This is a genomic window from Pseudomonas citronellolis, from assembly GCF_029335315.1.
Taxonomy (GTDB): Bacteria; Pseudomonadota; Gammaproteobacteria; order Pseudomonadales; family Pseudomonadaceae; genus Pseudomonas; species Pseudomonas citronellolis_A.
The window spans coordinates 1-19502 of record NZ_JARJLT010000364.1 but is presented as its reverse complement, the minus strand read 5'-3'; the positions used below and the strand labels follow the sequence as shown (position 1 = coordinate 19502).

Sequence of the window (19502 nt, the reverse complement as noted above, 5' to 3'; positions counted from 1 at the left end):
TCTGGGAAGAATCTGTCAGATCGACATTCTACCGGGGAGGGGGTGCAGCGGCTGCTTTTCGTAGGGCTCCAGTGGGTTCGGCGTTAGCCGGGGGCTGCATACTCCCGGTCACCCCCGCGAACGCGGGGGCCCAGGGACTTCAGCCCTCACACCACGAAACGCATCACCATGCCGTTCAGGTCCACCGCCAGGCGCGACAGCTCCTGGCTGGCGGCGCTGGTCTGGGTGGCGCCGGCCGAGGTCTGCACCGCCAGGTCGCGGATGCTGGTGAGGTTGCGGTCCACTTCGCGGGCGACCTGGGCCTGTTCCTCGGTGGCGCTGGCGATCACCTGGTTGCGTTCGTCGATCTGCGTCATGCGGTCGAGGATCAGCCCCAGCGAGGCGCTGGCTTCACCGGTGCGGCCAGCCGTACGCTCGGCGTTGCCGCTGCTGCTGAGCAGGGCGCCGACGGTGTCGCTGCTGCCGGACTGGATGGCGGCGACCAGTTGCTCGATCTCGCGGGTCGAGCTCTGCGTGCGCTGGGCCAGCGAACGCACTTCGTCGGCCACCACGGCGAAGCCGCGTCCGGCCTCGCCGGCGCGCGCCGCTTCGATGGCGGCGTTGAGCGCCAGCAGGTTGGTCTGCTCGGCGACGCTGCGGATCACCTCCAGCACCTTGCCGATGTCCTGCGCCTGCTCGGCCAGGCGCTCGGCATGCTGCGAGGCCTCGCCGACCTCACCGGCCAGGCTGCCGATCGCCGAGCCGGTTTCGTCGACCCGCGCCTGGCCTTCGCGCGCGGCGGCCATGGCTTCGCGCGAGGCGGCGGAGGCGCCGGCGGCGTTCTGCGCCACGTCCTCCACCGCGCTGGTCATCTGGTTGACCGCCGTGGCGGCCTGCTCGATCTGGTCGCTTTGCGCCTGCAGGGCGCGGGTGCTCTGTTCCATCACGCTGCTCATCTCCTCCGCCGCCGAAGCCAGCTGGCTGGCCGACTGGCCGATGCCACGGATGGTGCCGCGCAGGCTCTCGCGCATCTCGCCCAGGGCGCCCAGCAGCTGCGCCGCCTCATCCTTGCCCTCGACGCTGAAACGCTGGCTGAGGTCGCCGCCGGCGATGGTCCGCGCCACGCTCACCGCGTGGGCCAGCGGCAGCACGATGCTGCGGGTGAGCAGCCAGGCCAGGGCCAGGGTCAGCGCCACGCTGAACAGCAGCACGCCGAGCACGATGCCGCGGTCGGTCAGGTACTGGCGCTCGGCGCGTTCGGCGGCGGCCTGGGCGCCTTCGCGGTTGAGGCTGATCAGGTCCTGCAGGCGCTGGTGCAGCTCGCCACCCTGCTTGGCGATGGGGCCGTTCATCAGTTGCAGCGCCTTGGCGGTGTCGTTGCCATGGATATCCGCGATGAGTTCGCGAACCCGCTCGACATAGCCGTCCAGCGCCAGCTTGAGGGCGTCGGCCTTGGCCTGCTCCTCGGCGCTGAGGATCAGTTTCGAATAGGCCTGGAAGGCCTGTTCCTGGGTGCGTTCGGCCTGTTCGATCAGGCCCAGGCTGCGTTGCCGGGCGGCGTCGTCGGTGTTGACCAGCAGGCGCATGGACTCCAGGCGGATGCGCGCGATCTGCGTGGACATCTCGTTCATCTGGTTGATGCTCGGCAGCCAGTTGCCGTCCAGTTCCTGCGACACGCTGCGCAGCGCCGCCAGCTTGAGGATGGCGAACACCCCCAGGAACAGCAGCAGCGCGCCCATGGCGGCGAAACCCAGGGCCGCGCGGCGGCCGATACTGATATTTCTCAACATCGCGATGTCCTTTTCTTTCCTTGATGATGACCGCGTCGGGCGGCTCGCTCCGAGCGCTGTATGGCTAATTGATATTATTGTGCCAGGTGCTGGCACAATCGTCCGTCAACCCAGTGGTTGCGTGGCCGACGGGCGGAAGGGCTAAAGCCCGGCGGCGCACTGGCCGATACAGCGGGCATCTTGTCCGTTTCAGCGTCGTGCCCGTCATGCCCAGCTCCGCTTTCTCCCTGGAAAACCATTACCGCAAGGCCGACCGCATCATGCTCGGCGTGCTCTGGCTGATGTTCGTCTACTCGCTGGCCCTGGCCTACTGGCACGACGCCTGGGGCCAGGCGCTGCTGGTCGGTGGCGGCACGCTCGCGGCGCTGCACGGGTTGTTCGCCCTGCTGCCCGGCCAGCGCCTGACGCGCTGCTGCATGGGCGTGGCCTTCATGGCCTTCGCGGCGTTGCAGATCAACCAGAGCGGCGGGCGCATCGAGATGCACTTCGGCATCTTCGTGCTGCTGGCGATCCTGGTGTTCTACCGCGACTGGCTGCCCATCGTGGTCGCCGCCGCCAGCATCGCCGTGCACCACCTGACCTTCTTCGCCCTGCAGGCGGGCGGCGCGGGCCTGGCGGTGGCGCAGGACGGCAGCTGGCCGATCATCTTCCTGCACGCCTTCTACGTGGTGCTGGAGAGCTCCATCCTGGTCTACCTGGCCATCCAGTCCCAGGCCGAGGCGCTGGGCGCCATGGGCCTGCTGGCCTCGGTCAGTCACCTGACCGAGGGCGAGGTGGTCGACCTCAGCCACCGCAGCGACGCCTCGGACCGGGTCAACTCGCGCTTCAACCGCTTCCTCGAACGCCTCGACGAACTGGTCGGGGTGGTGCTGCGCGACACCCTCGGCCTCAACGAACTGGCCCATCAACTGGCCCGCACCACCCGCGACCTGCGCGACGGTGCGCGGCGCCAGCTGGACGAGACCGCGCTGATGTCCAGCGCCATGCAGCAGATGGGCAGCACCATCGAAGGCGTGGCGGCCAACGCCGACGAGGCGGCGCACACCGCGCAACGCATCAACCAGGAGGCGCGCGACGGCAGCAGCCTGGTACGCGAGAGCCTGGAGGACATCGATCGCCTGGCCGCGCAGATCGACGACAGCGACCGCCAGGTCCAGGAGCTGGACGCCCGCGCCCAGCAGATCGGCCGGGTGGTGGAGGTGATCCGCGGGATCGCCGAGCAGACCAACCTGCTCGCCCTCAACGCCGCCATCGAAGCTGCGCGCGCCGGCGAGCAGGGCCGTGGCTTCGCCGTGGTGGCCGACGAGGTGCGCAACCTGGCGCAGAAGACCGCGCAATCCACCGGCGAAATCCAGGACGAGATCGGCCGCCTGCAGGAGGGCAGCCGCACGGCGGCCCAGGCCATGTCGCGCAGCCGCGACAGCGTCGAGCACTGCGTGAAGCGCAGCCAGCTCACCAGCGAGCTGCTGCTGCGCATGACCGACGGCATCGCCAGCATCAGCCAGATGAACCAACTGATCGCCTCGGCGACCCAGGAGCAGAGTTCGGTCAGCGAGGAAGTCATCCAGCACCTGCAAGGCGTGCAGGGCGTGGCCGAGAACAACGACAGCGACGCCCAGACCCTGGAACGCGAGGGCGCGCGCTTGCGCGAGCTGAGCGAGCGCCTGCAGGGCCTGAGCGGGCGCTTCCAGGTCAGCCCCTGAGGGACGGCGGTTCTCTTTTGCCGCGATCCTGTCCAGAATGGCCGCCCTTTTCGAGCCCGTGATCCGATGAACGCCCAAGCCCTCGACGTCCTCCTGCACCACCTGCTGGCCGCGCTGGAGCAGCCGCCCGCCGAGGTCCGCCGCCTGTTCCACGGGCGCGGCCGGCGCTGGCCGGGGCTGGAGCAACTGACCGTGGACTGGCTGCAGGGCGTGCTGCTGGTGTCGCTGTTCCGCGAGCCGGAGGCCGACGAACTGGCCGCGCTCGAAGCCACCCTGCGAGCGCTGGGCGACTCCCCGCAGTGGCGCGCCAGCGGCGCCGAAGCGCTGCTGCTGCAGCACCGCTACCGCCTGGACAGCGCCATGCAGGCCTTGCTCGGCGAGGTCCCGGAGGAACGCGTGGTGGTCGAACACGGCCTGCGCTACCTGCTGGACCTGGGGCGCAAGCAGAACAACGGCCTGTTCCTCGACATGCGCCTGGGCCGCCAGTGGCTGCAGCAGCAGTCCGCCGGCCGCCGCGTGCTCAACCTGTTCGCCTACACCTGCGGCTTCTCCGTGGCGGCCATCGCCGGCGGCGCCGAGTACGTGGTCAACCTGGACATGGCGCGCGCCGCGCTCAGCCGCGGGCGCGACAACCACCGGCTGAACGGCCACGACCTGACGCGGGTGGAGTTCCTCGGCCACGAGCTGTTCAAGTCCTGGGGCCGGGTCAAGAAGTCCGGGCCCTACGACCTGGTGGTGATCGACCCGCCGTCGTTCCAGAAGGGCAGCTTCGTCCTCGGCAAGGACTACCCGCGCATCCTCCGCCGTCTGCCCGAACTGCTGGCGCCCGGCGGCCGCGTGCTGGCCTGCGTCAACGACCCGGCCGTGGCGCCGGCCTTCCTGATTGACGCGATGGCCAGCGAAGCGCCGCAACTGCGCTACGTCGAGCGCCTGCAGAACCCGCCGGAATTCGCCGACATCGACCCCGACGCGGCGCTCAAGGCGCTGCTCTTCGCGCTGCCGGACTGACGCGCGCAACACCTGGCACACAATCTGCTCCGTCTCCGCCACACCACGGAGAACGCCGGTTTTCCGTCATCCCCACGGCCCGGAGCGATTCCCCATGCGTTTTTCCTGCAACGGTTGCGGCAAGTGCTGCCATGACCACCACGTGCCCCTGACTCTGGACGAAGCGCAGGCCTGGGCCGCCGACGGCGGCAGCCTGATCGTGCTCATCGAGGCGGTGCTGGAGGAGGGCGCCGGCCTGCCCGAAGGCCAGCGCGAGCACGTGCTGCGGCGTTCCTGGGCGGTGCGCTGCGGGCAGACCCGCGCGCACCTGGCGATCACCTTCGCCGCTTTCAACCAGGGCGCCTGCCGCTACCTGGGCAGCGACATGCGCTGCGGCATCTACGAGCGCCGGCCGCTGGTGTGCCGCATCTACCCGATGGAGATCAACCCGCACATCCCGCTGCGCGCGGAAAACAAGGATTGCCCGAGCGAGGCCTGGGCCAGCGGCCCCGAGCTGATCGTCGGCGAGCGCCTGGTGGACGCCGGGCTGGCGGCGCTGATCGAGCGTTCGCGGCGCGCCGATCGCGAAGAGATCGGCGCCAAGGCGGCCATCTGCGAACGCCTGGGCATCGCCACCTCGGCGCTCAAGGGCGACGGTTTCACCGCCTTCCTGCCGCAGCGCGAGGCGTTCCTGGCGGCGCTGCAGGCGATGCGCAAGGAGGGGCCGGTGCAACCTCGCGGCGACTGGGCGCTGCACGTTTCCAGCGACGCGCTGGCGCGGCAGTTGGAGGAGACCGGGGCGATGATCGCGGCGATCCTCGATGGCAGTTGCGCCTTCATTCCGCTGCGGGTGGCGTGAGTTGGGGGATATTTGTAGGAAATTCGGGCTAGTCGGAGCGACTAGTTAGTATTACGGATAATATATTCGGCACTTTCCCGTTAAAACTAGGGGAAACCGTGCGGATTCTGCCCAGTGCCGGCCAGGGTCGGGACGGTTGCCCGACTTCGACATTTCCCAGGGGATCTCTGTGAAGAATTGGACGCTTCGGCAACGCATCCTGGCCAGCTTCGCCGTGGTGATCGCGATCATGCTGCTGATGGTCGTGGTCTCCTACGAGAGCTTGCTCACCGTCGAGCGCGACGCGCGCCAGGTCAGCACGGACGCCATTCCCGGCACCTACGCCCTGACCACCATCCGCTCCACCTGGACCGACACCATGTTGCGTACCCAGACCCTGGTCGGCCTGGGTGACGGCAGGCCCCTGGACGCCGCCGGCCGCCAGGACTTCCGCGCGTTGCACGAGACGCTGCTGCAGCGCATCGCCAAGTACGAGGCGACGGTGCACGAATCCAGCGACCGCGAGATGCTCGCGCGCTTCAAGCAGCAGGTGGAGGACTTCCACGGCCGGCACGAGGCGCTGCTCAGCCTCTACGACAGGGACCACGAGGCCGCACGCAAGATGCTGCTCGGCGACCTTGGGCCGAACTGGGAGAAGGGCCGCCAGACCCTCAACGAACTGATCGCGCTGAACAAGCAGATCGCCGATTCCGCCGCAGCGGCCATCGTCGAGGAGGTCAAGGTGACCGAGACCACCATGCTGGTCTCGCTGCTCCTGGCCATTGTCGTCGCCGGCGTCTGCGGGCTGCTGCTGATGCGCGCCATCACCGGCCCGGTGAGCAAGGTGGTGCGCACCCTGGAGACCATGAGCGGCGGCGACCTCACCGCGCGCCTGGCGCTGGAGCGCAACGACGAGTTCGGTGTGATCGAGAGCGGCTTCAACGGCATGGCCGAGGAACTCAAGGGCCTGGTGTCGCAGGCGCAGCGCTCGGCGATCCAGGTCACCACCTCGGTCACCGAGATCGCCGCCACCTCCAAGCAGCAGCAGGCCACCGCCACCGAGACCGCCGCCACCACCACCGAGATCGGCGCCACCTCGCGGGAGATCGCCGCCACCTCGCGCGACCTGGTCCGCACCATGACCGAGGTGTCCGTCGCCGCCGAGCAGACCTCCACCCTGGCCGGCTCCGGGCAGCTGGGCCTGGCGCGCATGGAAGACACCATGCACCAGGTGATGGGCGCCGCCGAGTTGGTCAACGCGAAACTGGCGATCCTCAACGAGCGCGCCGGCAACATCACCCAGGTGGTCACCACCATCGTCAAGGTGGCCGACCAGACCAACCTGCTGTCGCTCAACGCCGCCATCGAGGCGGAGAAGGCCGGCGAGTACGGCCGCGGCTTCGCCGTGGTGGCCACCGAGGTGCGCCGCCTGGCCGACCAGACCGCCGTGGCCACCTACGACATCGAACAGATGGTGCGCGAGATCCAGTCGGCGGTGTCGGCCGGAGTCATGGGCATGGACAAGTTTTCCGAGGAGGTCCGTCGCGGCATCGCCGAGGTCGGCCAGGTGGGCGAGCAGCTGTCGCAGATCATCCACCAGGTACAGGCCCTGGCGCCGCGCGTGCAGATGGTCAACGAGGGTATGCAGGCGCAGGCCACCGGCGCCGAGCAGATCAACCAGGCCCTGGTGCAACTCGGCGAAGCCACCGGGCAGACCGTGGAATCGCTGCGCCAGGCCGGCTTCGCCATCGACGAGCTCAATCTGGTGGCCAATGGACTGCGCAGTGGCGTCTCCCGTTTCAAGGTCTGAGGCCGGCGGGCGGCTGTACCTGCAGTTCCGCCTGGGCGCCGACCGCTACGCGCTGGATGTGCACGACATCGTCGAAGTACTGCCGTTGCGGCGCTTCAAGCAACTGCCGGAGGCCCCGGCCTGGGTCGCCGGGCTGTATGTCCATCGCGGCGAGCTGCTGCCGGTGCTCGACCTCAGCCAGATCGCCTGCGGCCGCCCGGCGCCGCGGTTGACCAGCACGCGCCTGGTGCTGGTCGACTACCGTTTCGCCGGCGACGGCCCGCAACGCCGCCTGGGGCTGATCCTCGAACAGGCCAGCCAGACCCTGCGCCGCGACCCGGCGGCGTTCCGCGACTACGGCGTGGAGCGTGGCGAGGCGCGCTACCTGGGGCCGGTGCTGGAAGACGCCGAGGGCCTGCTGCAGCGCGTGGATGTGAGCGAACTGCTGCCCGAAACGGTGCGCGAGCTGCTGCTGGCCGGGGGCGCCGAGCATGGCTGACGCGCGCTTTACCCGGCTGCTCAAGGAGCGCATCGGCCTGGACGCCGACTCGGTGGGCGACGCGGTGATCGCGCGTGCCGTGCGCCAGTGCGCCAACCGCGCCAGCGGCGGCGACCTGGAGGCCTACTGGCAGCGCCTGCAGGTTTCCGCCGAGGAACAGCAGGCGCTGATCGAGGCGGTGGTGGTGCCGGAGACCTGGTTCTTCCGCTACCCCGAATCCTTCGTCGCCCTGGCCCGCCTGGCCACCGCCCGCCAGCTGCAACTGGCCGGCACGCGGCCGCTGCGCGTGCTCAGCCTGCCCTGCTCCAGTGGCGAGGAACCCTATTCCGTGGCCATGGCCCTGCTCGACGCCGGCCTGGCCGAATCGGCCTTCCGCATCGACGCCCTCGACGTCAGCCCGGTGGTGCTGGAGCGTGCCGCCCAGGGGCTGTACGGGCGCAACTCGTTCCGTGGCGACGACCTGGGCTTCCGCGACCGGCATTTCCGCGCCGTCGGCCCCGAGTACCAGCTCGACGAGCGGGTCCGCCGCTGCGTGCACCTGCGGCGCGGCAACCTGCTGGCGCCGGCGCTGCTGAGCGAGGAAGCGCCTTACGATTTCCTGTTCTGCCGCAACCTGCTGATCTACTTCGACCGCGACACCCAGGAGCGTGCCGTGGAGGTGTTGCTGCGCCTGGTGCGCGAGGACGGCGCGCTGTTCATCGGCCCGGCCGAGGCCAGCCTGCTGTCGCGCCAGGGCCTGCGTCCGCTGGGCGTGGCGCAGTCGTTCGCGTTCCTGCGCGCCGCGCCGGCCGAACCCGCGCCATTGCGCCCGGCCGAGGCCGCGCGCTTCACGCCACGGCCGCCCGCGCCGCCCGCACCGAAGCCGCTCGCACCGAAGCCGCGCGCCCCGGCGGCGCGCCCGGCCGCCGCGCCGAAGTCCGTCGCCAGCGCATCGAGCGGCGCGGAGCAGGCCCTGGCGGAGATCGCCCAACTGGCCAACCAGGGCCGCGCCGAGCAGGCGCGCCAGGCCTGCGAAGCCTTCCTGGCGCAGCATGGCCCGGCCGCCGAGGCCTATTACTGGCTCGGCCTGCTGGCCGACGCCGGCGGCGCCGTCGAGCAGGCCGAAGCCCATTACCGCAAGGCGCTGTACCTGCGCCCCGAACACCAGGAAAGTCTGCTGCACCTGGCCGCGCTGCTCGCCGCCCGCGGCGACGTGGATGCCGCGCGACGCTTGCAGGAGCGTGCCGCGCGAGGAGTGAAGCGCGATGTTTGAACAGGGATACCGCCTGCACGCCGAGGCCGTCGGCGAGGCGCTGGACGACTGCTGGAACCGCATCGGCGTGCACGGCGACAAGAGCTGCCCGCAACTGCTCGAACACATCCACTGCCGCAACTGCCCGGTGTACGCCAGCGCCGCCGTGCGCCTGCTGGACCGCTACGCCCTGGGCCGCGAGGAGGAGCAGGCGCCGCTCGCCGCCGAGGACGCCCCGGCCGGCCAGGCGCACCTGCTGTTCCGGATCGGCGAGGAATGGCTGGCCCTGCGCACCCTGGCGCTGGTCGAGGTGGCGCCGGCCTGCATCGTCCATTCGCTGCCGCACCAGCGCTCGCCGGTGCTGCTCGGCGTGGCCAACGTGCGCGGCGCGTTGGTCGCCTGCCTGTCGCTGGCCGAGCTGCTCGGCCTGAGCGCCGCGCCGGCGGCGGATGACGACGGCCGGCGGCGCCCACGCATGCTGATCCTGGCGTGCGAGAACGGCCCGATCCTGGCGCCGGTGGACGACGTTGAAGGCATCCACCCGTTGCTTCCGGGCGCGCCGCGCGAGGGCGCCCGCTACACCCTCGACGTCCAGCAATGGCGCGGGCGCAGCGTGCGCCTGCTCGACCATCAGGCGTTGCTCGCCGCCGCCGCACGGAGCCTGGCATGACCCCGGAGCAGATGAAGGACGCCTCGCTACTGGAGCTGTTCCGCCTGGAGGCCGAAGCCCAGGCCCAGGCCCTGGGCCAGGGGTTGCTGGCGCTGGAGCGCGAGCCGCGCCAGGCCGCGCAGCTGGAAGCCTGCATGCGCGCCGCGCACTCGCTCAAGGGCGCGGCGCGGATCGTCGGCCTGGACGCCGGCGTGCAGGTCGCCCACGTCATGGAGGAATGCCTGGTGGCGGCCCAGGACGGTCGCCTGCTGCTGGGCCCCGAACACATAGACGCGCTGCTGGCTGGCACCGATATCCTGCTGCATGTCGCCGATGTCGTGGCCGAACGCGCCGCCGCCGCTCACGAGGCGGTGCCGGCGCTGGTGCTGCGCCTGCAAGGCCTGCTTGGCGACACCTCGGCGAGCGTCGCGGCGCCGACGCCGCCAATGCCGCCGGCAGCATCGCCCCCGGTCGTCGAAGCCGAAGTGCCCGTCGCGCCGGCCGTGGTGCCGGAAGCCGCCGTGGCCGACGACGCCGGCGCCCGCCGGGCGCCGGGCGAAGAGGGCGGGGCGCGGGTGTTGCGGGTCACCGCCGAGCGCCTGAACCAATTGCTCGACCTGTCCAGCAAGTCCCTGGTGGACTCCCAGCGTCTGCAGCCGCAGCTGGCCGCCCTGCAGCGCCTGAAACGCCTGCAATCCACCGCCAGCCGCCTGCTCGACGGCGCCCGCGACGCCGCCGGCGCCAGCCTCGACCCGCAGGCCCAGGCCTTCCTCGCCGACGCCCGGCGATTAGTGGGGGAGTGCCAGCAACTGCTCGGCGAGCAGATGGCCGAGCTCGACGAGTTCGCCTGGACCACCTCGCAGCGCGCCCAGACCCTCTACGACAGCGCCCTGGCCTGCCGCATGCGGCCCTTCGCCGACGTGCTCGGCGGCCAGGCGCGGATGGTCCGCGACCTCGGCCGCGAGCTGGGCAAGGTGGTGCGCCTGGAGGTGGACGGGGTGTCCACCCAGGTCGACCGCGAGGTCCTGGAAAAGCTCGAAGCGCCGCTCACCCACCTGCTGCGCAACGCCGTCGACCATGGCATCGAATCCCCCGAACAACGCCGCCAGGCGGGCAAGCCCGAGCAGGGCAGCATCCGCCTGCTGGCGCGCCACCACGCCGGCATGCTGGTGCTGGACCTGCGCGACGACGGCGCCGGCGTCGACCTCGAACGTCTGCGCGAAGCCATCGTGCGCCGTGGCCTGTCCGCCGCCGACACGGCCGCGCGGCTGTCCGAGGAAGAGCTGCTGGCCTTCCTCTTCCTGCCCGGCTTCAGCCTGCGCGAGCAGGTCACCGAGGTGTCCGGCCGCGGCGTCGGCCTGGACGCCGTGCAGCACATGGTGCGCCAGCTACGCGGCGGCATCCGCATGGAGCAGCGCAGCGGCCAGGGCAGCCATTTCCACATCGAGGTGCCGCTGACCCTGTCGGTGGTGCGCAGCCTGGTGGTGGCGATCGGCGGCGAGGCCTACGCCTTCCCGCTGGCGCACATCGAGCGCATGCGCAGCCTGGCGCCGAGCGAGATCGTGCAGATCGAGGGCCGCCAGCAGTTCTGGCACGACGGCCGTCACGTCGGCCTGGTGGCGGCGAACCAGTTGCTGCAACGCCCGGAAGGCCAGGCGCCGGCCGGCGACATTCCGCTGGTGCTGCTGCGCGAGCGCGACAACCTGTGCGGCGTGGCGGTGGAACGCTTCATCGGCGAGCGCACCCTGGTGGTGATGCCGCTGGACCCGCGCCTGGGCAAGGTCCAGGACGTGTCCGCCGGCGCCGTGCTGGACGACGGCACCCCGGTGCTGATCCTCGACGTCGAGGACATGCTGCGCTCGGTGGACAAGCTGCTGGCCAGCGGTCGCCTGGAGCGCATCGACGGCAGCGCGCGGCAGGGCGCCGCGCAACGCAAGCGGGTGCTGGTGGTGGACGATTCGCTGACCGTGCGCGAGCTGGAGCGCAAGCTGTTGCTGGGGCGCGGCTACGAAGTGGCGGTGGCGGTGGACGGCATGGACGGCTGGAACGCCCTGCGCGCCGAACGCTTCGATCTGGTCATCACCGATATCGACATGCCGCGCATGGACGGTATAGAACTGGTCGGGCTGATCCGCCGCGATCCGCGCCTGCGTTCCCTGCCGGTCATGGTGGTGTCCTACAAGGATCGCGAAGAAGACCGCCGGCGCGGGCTCGACGCCGGCGCCGACTACTATCTGGCCAAGGCCAGTTTCCATGACGAGGCCCTGCTGGACGCGGTGGCCGACCTGATCGGAGGAGCTTAGGGATGAGTGAAGGGGCCCGGCTATGCGGATAGGCATAGTCAACGACATGCCGCTGGCGGTAGAGGCCATGCGCCGGGCGCTGGCCTTCGAGCCGGCGCATCGCGTGCTCTGGGTCGCCGGCAACGGCGCCGAGGCGGTGCAGTTGTGCGCCGCGCAGACCCCCGACGTGGTGCTGATGGACCTGCTGATGCCGGTGATGGACGGCGTCGAGGCGACCCGGCGGATCATGGCCGAGACGCCCTGCGCGATCATCGTCGTCACAGTGGACCTGGAACAGAACCTCTCGCGGGTCTTCGAGGCCATGGGCTGCGGCGCGGTGGACGCGGTGAACACCCCGGTGCTGGGCGTCGGCGATTCGCTGGAGGCGGCCCGCCCGCTGCTGCGCAAGCTGCAGAACCTGGCCTGGCTGACCACCCCGGACAGCGCCCGCCCGCGCGCCGCCAGCGCCGCCCGCGAGAGCGCCGCCAAGGCCCGTCGGCTGGTGGCGGTGGGCGCCTCGGCCGGCGGCCCGGCGGCCCTGGCCGAGCTGCTCGGCAAGCTGCCGGCGAGCTTCGGCGCGGCCATGGTGGTGGTGCAGCACGTCGACGAAGTGTTCGCCGCCGGCATGGCCGACTGGCTGGCCAGCCAGGCGTGCATCCCGGTACGCCTGGCGCGCAATGGCGACGTGCCGCAACCGGGCAGCGTGCTGCTGGCCGGCACCAACGATCACATCCGCCTGCTGCGCAATGGCGAACTGGCCTACACCACCGAACCCAGCGGGCATATCTACCGCCCTTCGATCGACGTGTTTTTCGACAGCGTGGCCGACAACTGGGTTGGCCAGGCCACCGGCGTGCTGCTCACCGGCATGGGCCGCGACGGCGCCCAGGGCCTCAAGCACATGCGCGAGCGGGGCTTCCTGACCCTGGCCCAGGACCAGGCCAGCAGCGCCGTCTACGGCATGCCGAAGGCCGCCGCGGCGATCGACGCGGCCACCGAAATCCGCGGCCTGGGCGATATCGCCCGGCGCCTGGGCGAACTGTACGGCTGACATTCCGAAGGAGCGCCTGAACCCGCCATGACCACGAACCCGAGCGACAACTCCGTGACGACTCCAGACGACAGCGCCGTGATGGTGCTGCTGGTCGACGACCAGGCGATGATCGGCGAGGCCGTGCGCCGCGCCCTGGCGGACGACGCCGGCATCGACTTCCACTTCTGCTCCGACGCCACCCAGGCCATCGAGCAGGCCCTGCGCATCCGTCCGACGGTGATCCTGCAGGACCTGGTGATGCCCGACACCGACGGCCTCGAACTGGTGCGCCAGTACCGCCGCCACCCGGCCATCCGCGACATCCCGATCATCGTGCTGTCGACCAAGGAAGAGCCGCAGGTCAAGAGCGCCGCCTTCGCCGCCGGGGCCAACGACTACCTGGTCAAGCTGCCCGACGCCATCGAGCTGATCGCCCGGGTGCGCTACCACTCGCGCTCCTTCATCGCCCTGCAGCAGCGCGACGAGGCCTACCGCGCGTTGCGCGAGAGCCAGCAGAAGTTGCTGGAGACCAACCTGGTGCTGCAGCGGCTGATGAACTCCGACGGCCTCACCGGGTTGTCCAACCGCCGGCACTTCGACGAATACCTGGAAATGGAATGGCGCCGCGCCCTGCGCGAGCAGAGCCAGCTGTCGCTGCTGCTGCTCGACGTCGACCACTTCAAGGCGTTCAACGACACCTTCGGCCACGTCGCCGGCGACGAAGCCCTGCGCCGCGTCGCCGGGGCCCTGCGCGACAGCGGCAGCCGCTCCTCGGACCTGCCGGCGCGCTATGGCGGCGAGGAGTTCGCCATCATCCTGCCGGGCACTTCGCCGGGCGGTGCGCGTCTGCTGGCGGAAAAGCTGCGCCTGACCGTGCAGGGCATGGCCATCCCCCATGAAGTGCCCGAGCCGGGGGCGGTGCTGACCATCAGCATCGGCGTGGCGACCCTGACCCCGCAGGTCGGGGAGGGCTGCCTGCGGCTGATCGAGCAGGCCGACCGCGCGCTCTACAACGCCAAGCACGGCGGGCGCAACCAGGTGGGCGTGGTGGGCTGAACGGCCGGCGAAGGGCGCGGGCAGGGCGATGTCGACTTGTCGTAAACCTTAAAATGTTTACAACAGATCACGTATACTTGCCGGCTTTTCTACGCCCTTACCCGTGAGAGATGCCCGCCATGGAAATCCAACCGATCCTCAACAGCATCAAGGACCTCTCCGACCGTACCCAGTCCATTCGGGGGTATCTTTGACTACGATCTGAAACATGATCGTCTGATCGAAGTAAACCGCGAACTGGAAGACCCGGCGGTCTGGAACAAGCCCGAATACGCCCAGAACCTGGGCCGCGAGCGCGCCATGCTGGCGCAGATCGTCGAGACCCTCGACGAACTCAGCGGCGGCCTGGCCGACTCCCGCGACCTGCTCGACATGGCGGTCGAGGAGAACGACGAAGGCGCCGTGGCCGACGTCGAGAGCGAAGTCCAGCGCCTGCGCGAAATCCTCGAGAAGCTCGAGTTCCGCCGCATGTTCAGCGGCGAGATGGACCCGAACAACGCCTACCTGGACATCCAGGCCGGCTCCGGCGGCACCGAGGCCCAGGACTGGGCCAACATCCTGCTGCGCATGTACCTGCGCTGGGCCGACAAGCGTGGCTTCGACGCCACCATCATCGAGCTGTCCGAGGGCGAGGTCGCCGGCATCAAGGGCGCCACTGTGCACATCAAGGGCGAGTACGCCTTCGGCTGGCTGCGCACCGAGATCGGCGTGCACCGCCTGGTGCGCAAGAGCCCGTTCGACTCCGGTGCTCGTCGCCATACCTCGTTCTCGGCGGTGTTCGTTTCCCCTGAGATCGACGACAGGGTCGAGATCGAGATCAACCCGGCCGACCTGCGCATCGATACCTACCGCTCCTCCGGCGCCGGTGGTCAGCACGTCAACACCACCGACTCGGCGGTGCGTATCACCCACGTGCCGACCAACACCGTGGTGGCCTGTCAGAACGAACGTTCCCAGCACGCCAACAAGGACACCGCCATGAAGATGCTGCGGGCCAAGTTGTACGAGTTGGAGATGATGAAGCGCAACGCCGCCTCGCAGGCTCTGGAAGACTCCAAGTCGGATATCGGCTGGGGCCACCAGATCCGCTCCTACGTGCTCGATGACTCGCGCATCAAAGACCTGCGGACCGGCGTCGAGCGTAGCGACTGCCAGAAGGTTCTCGACGGCGACCTCGATCAGTATCTCGAGGCCAGCCTGAAACAGGGCCTTTGATTCGCACCCGCCGGAGTGAGCGCGGCTCGCTCCGGCCAGTAACCCCTTTGATTTAGATGCCAGGCAGATAGACGACCATGAGCGACCAACAACTCGACGCTACCGAACTGCAACAGGAAGAAAACAAGCTGATCGCCCAGCGCAAGGAAAAGCTTGCCGCCGTGCGTGAAGCCAAGGCCATCGCCTTCCCCAACGACTTCCGCCGCGCCGACTACTTCGCGGACCTGCAGAAAAAGTACGAAACCGCGACCAAGGAAGAGCTGGAAGCCGCAGCCATCCCGGTCAAGGTCGCCGGTCGCATCATGCTCAACCGTGGTTCCTTCATCGTCCTGCAGGACAGCAGCGGCCGCCTGCAGGCCTACGTGAACCGCAAGACCCTGCCCGAAGAGACCCTGGCCGAGATCAAGACCTGGGACCTGGGCGACATCATCGGCGCCGAAGGCACCCTGGCGCGTTCCGGCAAGGGCGACCTGTACGTCGAGATGACCAGCGTGCGCCTGCTGACCAAGTCGCTGCGCCCGCTGCCGGACAAGCACCACGGCCTGACCGACACCGAGCAGCGCTACCGCCAGCGCTACGTCGACCTGATCGTCAACGAGGAAACCCGCCACACCTTCCGCGTGCGTTCCCAGGTGATCGCCCACATCCGCCGCTTCCTGTCCGAGCGCGGTTTCCTCGAAGTGGAAACCCCGATGCTGCAGACCATCCCTGGCGGCGCGGCGGCCAAGCCCTTCGAAACCCACCACAACGCGCTGGACATGGCCATGTTCCTGCGCATCGCCCCGGAGCTGTACCTCAAGCGCCTGGTGGTGGGTGGCTTCGAGAAGGTCTTCGAGATCAACCGCAACTTCCGTAACGAAGGCGTTTCGACCCGGCACAACCCCGAGTTCACCATGCTCGAGTTCTACCAGGCCTACGCCGACTACGAAGACAACATGGACCTGACCGAGGAACTGTTCCGCGAGCTGGCCCAGGCCGTGCTCGGCAGCACCGACGTGCCGTACGGCGACAAGGTCTTCCACTTCGGCGAGCCGTTCGCCCGCCTGTCGGTGTTCGACGCCATCCTCAAGTACAACCCGGAGATCACCGCGGCTGACCTTAAGGACGTCGAGAAGGCCCGCGCCATCGCCAAGAAGGCCGGCGCCAAGGTCCTCGGCCACGAAGGCCTGGGCAAGCTGCAGGTGATGATTTTCGAGGAACTGGTGGAGAGCAAGCTGGAACAGCCGCACTTCATCACCCAGTACCCGTTCGAAGTGTCCCCGCTGGCGCGCCGCAACGACAACGACCCGAGCGTCACCGACCGCTTCGAGCTGTTCATCGGTGGCCGCGAGATCGCCAACGCCTACTCCGAGCTGAACGACGCCGAAGACCAGGCCGAGCGCTTCATGCTGCAGGTGAAGGAGAAGGACGCCGGTGACGACGAGGCGATGCACTTCGACGCCGACTTCGTCAACGCCCTGGAATACGGCATGCCGCCCACCGCCGGCGAAGGCATCGGCATCGACCGCCTGGTCATGCTGCTGACCAACTCGCCGTCGATCCGCGACGTGATCCTGTTCCCGCACATGCGCCCGCAGGCGTAAGCGCCGGAACCCTGGAAAAGCCGCCTTCGGGCGGCTTTTTCATGCCCGCGAACCGGCTCTTCGCAGGAGCGGACGCCGTCCGCGATCGTCTCCGCCACCGGCATCGAACTTCTCGGCGGCCTCTCCAGCCGATTGATTCCCCGCGCAAAAGCCCGAACAATGCGCCATCGCCCGCGAGCGGAGGAAACACCGTGTCCCGAACGTCCCCCAGAGACAGCGCCGCACAGGCCGCCAGCGCGGTGGCCGAGAGTGTCCAGTACCAGGGGCGCAAGGCCGCCCGCCAGGGCAGCGAGCAGCGCCGCCAGGCGATTCTCGACGCGGCCATGCGCATCATCGTCCGCGACGGCGTGCGCGCCGTGCGCCATCGCGCGGTGGCGGCCGAGGCCGACGTGCCGCTGTCGGCCACCACCTACTACTTCAAGGACATCGAGGACCTCATCACCGACACCTTCGCGCTCTTCGTCGAACGCAGCGCCGAAGCCATGTCGGCGTTCTGGAGCAGCGTCGAGGACGACCTCCAGGCCATGGCCGCCAGCCTCTCCGGCAGCCCTGAGGCGCGCCGCGAGCTGGCCGAGCGCATCGTCGAGCTGGCCATCCACTACGTGCGCGTGCAGCTCATCGAGCGCCGCGAGCACCTGCTGGCCGAACAGGCGTTCCGCCAGGAAGCGCTGCTCAACCCCGGCCTGGAACAGCTGGCGCAGAGCCACAGGCGCATCCTCTCCCTGGGCGTGGTGCACTTCTTCGAGGTGCTCGGCTCGCAGCAGCCGGAGCAGGACGCCAAGGTGTTGACGGCCATCATCCTGCAGATGGAGTATCAGGGCCTGCTGGATGGCGTGGAACACCTGGACACCGTGGAAATGCGCGCCATCCTGACCCGCTACCTGTACCTGGTGCTGGGCCTCTGAGCCCGGCCCACCAGCCCCACCCGGCGTGCCGCCCGCGGCCCCTGAGGAGAGTTCGATGAAAGCCTGGCGCGCCCTGTTGCTGTTGAGCGTCGTATTGCTCGGCGGCTGCCTGGTGACCTTCAAGGAGCCGATCCCGGCGAAGGAGGCCGCGCCCCAGCAACTGCTCGGCCAGTGGTCGCGGATCGACGAGTACGGCGAGGAGCAGTTCCTCGAGATCAGCCGCACCGGCGAAGGCCTGTACCGCGCCTTCAGCTACTACGACGACAGCGGCAACACCGACAGCGCCGAAGACCTGGCCTTCACCGTGGCCCACCACGGCCAGCGCTGGTACCTTTCCGCCTCGCTGCCCAAGAGCCAGGGCGGCAACTATGTGCTGGCCGGCTTCGAGATCACCGACAAGGACGAGCTGGTGATCCACTCGCTGGACGTCGAACAGGTCCTCCAGGCCGTCGACAAGGGCGCGCTGCAGGGCCAGAAGGTCGACAGCGAGCAGGGCGCCGGCGCCCTGGTGGCCAGCCCCCTGGACAAGGTCTACGCCTACCTGGACGACCCCGCCAACGCCGAAGTCTTCAGCGAAGCGCTACGCTTCCAGCGAGTGACTCCGGGAGAACGCCCATGAATTCGCGGCGCAAGAAGGCATCGGTCAACGAATACCAGCAGATCATCCGTGGCCTGTCCGACCGCCTGGTGGAGGCGCAGACGCCGATCCGCGTGCTCGACGCCATCAAGTGGGACGACGGCATCCGCGAGGATTTCCTCAAGGGCCGCGGCAAGCACCTGCCCAAGGTCGACCGCAGCTACTACGACGGCCGCCCGCTGGCCTTCGACGGCAACGCCAAGAAGCAGGAGTTCCAGAACCTGGAGCGCGACATCACGCGCCAGCTCGGCCAGTTCAACCCGGTGGGGCAGATCATGCGGCGCATGTGCCGCGAGTACCGCATGGTCATCCGCATGCTCGAGGCGCGCGGCACCCAGGACTTCGGGCTGATCTCCCAGGAACTCTACGGCTCGGCCTCCGACGCCTTCCACGCCGGCGACCCGACCCTGGCCGACCTCGGCCTGATGCTCTCGGACTACCTGAACAACATCGCCGACCGTGGCGACCTCAAGGACGAACCCAAGACGCTGACCGCCAAGCAGGCCGTGGCCATGCTCCAGGAGCGCCTGAACAAGACCTTCGGCGAGGCCGAGGACACCATCCGCGTGTTCGAGTCCGACGGCATCGTCGCCGACGCCGCCGCCGGCGCCGACTACATCAAGGTGCGCGCCGACGCCATGTTCAACGAGCGCGACGTGCGCGCGCTGGAGGTCCACGAGGGCCTGGTGCACGTCGGCACCACGCTGAACGGGCAGAACCAGCCGATCTGCACCTTCCTGGCCAAGGGCCCGCCGTCGTCCACGGTGACCCAGGAGGGCCTGGCGATCCTCATGGAAGTGATCGCCTTCGCCTCCTACCCCACGCGCCTGCGCAAGCTGACCAACCGCACCCGCGCCATCCACATGGCGGAGGAGGGCGCGGACTTCCTCGAAGTGTTCAACTTCTACCGCGAGCAGGGCTACACCCAGGAAAGCAGCTACCAGAACGCCAGCCGGGTGTTCCGTGGTTCGACCCCGAACGGCCTGCCGTTCACCAAGGATTTGTCCTACCTGAAGGGCTTCATCCTCATCTACAACTACATCCAGCTCGCCGTACGTCGCGGCAAGCTCGAGCAGATTCCCCTGCTGTTCTGCGGCAAGGCCACCCTGGAGGACATGCGCACCCTGCGCCAACTGGTGGACGAGGGCCTGGTGGTACCGCCGAAGTACCTGCCGCCGCAGTTCCGCGACCTCAACGCGCTGTCGGCGTGGATGTGCTTCTCCAACTTCCTCAACCACCTGAGCCTGGATCGCATCGAGGCGGACTACGCCAATATCCTCTAGGAACAACCGTTTGCGTACGCACCGCAACCCGTCACTCCCGCGA

At 69.0% G+C, this 19502-nt stretch carries 16 protein-coding genes; 15 read left to right on the top strand and 1 reads right to left on the bottom strand.

What is annotated here, in order from left to right; genetic code table 11:
* Nucleotides 1-146 precede the first annotated feature (146 nt).
* Nucleotides 147-1769 carry a methyl-accepting chemotaxis protein gene (locus P3W75_RS27570; protein ID WP_276230491.1) on the bottom strand — a complete coding sequence of 541 codons (1623 nt, stop codon included), beginning with the start codon at nt 1767-1769 and terminating at the stop codon, nt 147-149.
* 206 nt (nt 1770-1975) lie between these two features.
* Here P3W75_RS27570 and P3W75_RS27565 point away from each other — a divergent pair, with 206 nt between their 5' ends.
* From P3W75_RS27565 to P3W75_RS27495, 15 genes are all read left to right on the top strand, one after another.
* Nucleotides 1976-3472, top strand: a complete 1497-nt coding sequence (locus tag P3W75_RS27565; RefSeq protein ID WP_276230490.1) for a methyl-accepting chemotaxis protein — start codon at nt 1976-1978, stop codon at nt 3470-3472.
* 66 nt (nt 3473-3538) lie between these two features.
* Entirely contained in the window at nt 3539-4480 is a 942-nt protein-coding gene (locus tag P3W75_RS27560; protein ID WP_276230489.1) for a class I SAM-dependent methyltransferase, read from the top strand.
* Nucleotides 4481-4574: 94 nt separating this feature from the next.
* Nucleotides 4575-5318, top strand: a complete 744-nt coding sequence (locus tag P3W75_RS27555) for a YkgJ family cysteine cluster protein (protein WP_276230488.1) — start codon at nt 4575-4577, stop codon at nt 5316-5318.
* 169 nt (nt 5319-5487) lie between these two features.
* Nucleotides 5488-7107, top strand: coding sequence for a methyl-accepting chemotaxis protein (locus tag P3W75_RS27550; protein ID WP_276230487.1), 1620 nt, complete (start codon nt 5488-5490; stop codon nt 7105-7107).
* Nucleotides 7082-7585 carry a chemotaxis protein CheW gene (locus P3W75_RS27545; protein ID WP_276230486.1) on the top strand — a complete coding sequence of 168 codons (504 nt, stop codon included), beginning with the start codon at nt 7082-7084 and terminating at the stop codon, nt 7583-7585. The genes P3W75_RS27550 and P3W75_RS27545 overlap by 26 nt, the downstream gene beginning before the upstream one ends.
* Nucleotides 7578-8837 carry a CheR family methyltransferase gene (locus P3W75_RS27540; protein WP_276230485.1) on the top strand — a complete coding sequence of 420 codons (1260 nt, stop codon included), beginning with the start codon at nt 7578-7580 and terminating at the stop codon, nt 8835-8837. The genes P3W75_RS27545 and P3W75_RS27540 overlap by 8 nt, the downstream gene beginning before the upstream one ends.
* Complete coding sequence (locus P3W75_RS27535) at nt 8830-9486, top strand: chemotaxis protein CheW (protein ID WP_276230484.1); 657 nt, start codon at nt 8830-8832, stop codon at nt 9484-9486. The genes P3W75_RS27540 and P3W75_RS27535 overlap by 8 nt, the downstream gene beginning before the upstream one ends.
* The gene (locus P3W75_RS27530) at nt 9483-11768 is read left to right on the top strand and encodes a hybrid sensor histidine kinase/response regulator (RefSeq protein WP_276230483.1); all 2286 of its coding nucleotides are present in this window, start codon (nt 9483-9485) and stop codon (nt 11766-11768) included. Before P3W75_RS27535 ends, P3W75_RS27530 begins: the two co-directional genes overlap by 4 nt.
* Nucleotides 11769-11790: 22 nt before the next feature.
* A complete protein-coding gene (locus P3W75_RS27525) occupies nt 11791-12798 on the top strand; it encodes a chemotaxis response regulator protein-glutamate methylesterase (protein ID WP_276230482.1) in 1008 nt (335 codons plus the stop codon).
* Nucleotides 12799-12825: 27 nt separating this feature from the next.
* The gene (locus P3W75_RS27520; RefSeq protein ID WP_276230481.1) at nt 12826-13836 is read left to right on the top strand and encodes a diguanylate cyclase domain-containing protein; all 1011 of its coding nucleotides are present in this window, start codon (nt 12826-12828) and stop codon (nt 13834-13836) included.
* Nucleotides 13837-13955: 119 nt separating this feature from the next.
* A protein-coding gene (gene prfB, locus P3W75_RS27515; protein WP_276230480.1) for a peptide chain release factor 2 occupies nt 13956-15051 on the top strand; the annotation gives its coding sequence in 2 pieces (ribosomal slippage) (nt 13956-14027 and nt 14029-15051; 1095 coding nt in all).
* Nucleotides 15052-15128: 77 nt separating this feature from the next.
* Nucleotides 15129-16634 carry a lysine--tRNA ligase gene (lysS, locus tag P3W75_RS27510; RefSeq protein WP_276230479.1) on the top strand — a complete coding sequence of 502 codons (1506 nt, stop codon included), beginning with the start codon at nt 15129-15131 and terminating at the stop codon, nt 16632-16634.
* A gap of 191 nt (nt 16635-16825) precedes the next feature.
* Nucleotides 16826-17539, top strand: a complete 714-nt coding sequence (locus P3W75_RS27505; RefSeq protein WP_276230478.1) for a TetR/AcrR family transcriptional regulator — start codon at nt 16826-16828, stop codon at nt 17537-17539.
* A 55-nt stretch (nt 17540-17594) separates the two neighbouring features.
* Complete coding sequence (locus P3W75_RS27500; protein WP_276230477.1) at nt 17595-18158, top strand: hypothetical protein; 564 nt, start codon at nt 17595-17597, stop codon at nt 18156-18158.
* Complete coding sequence (locus tag P3W75_RS27495; protein WP_276230476.1) at nt 18155-19459, top strand: flavohemoglobin expression-modulating QEGLA motif protein; 1305 nt, start codon at nt 18155-18157, stop codon at nt 19457-19459. The genes P3W75_RS27500 and P3W75_RS27495 overlap by 4 nt, the downstream gene beginning before the upstream one ends.
* Nucleotides 19460-19502: the final 43 nt, after the last annotated feature.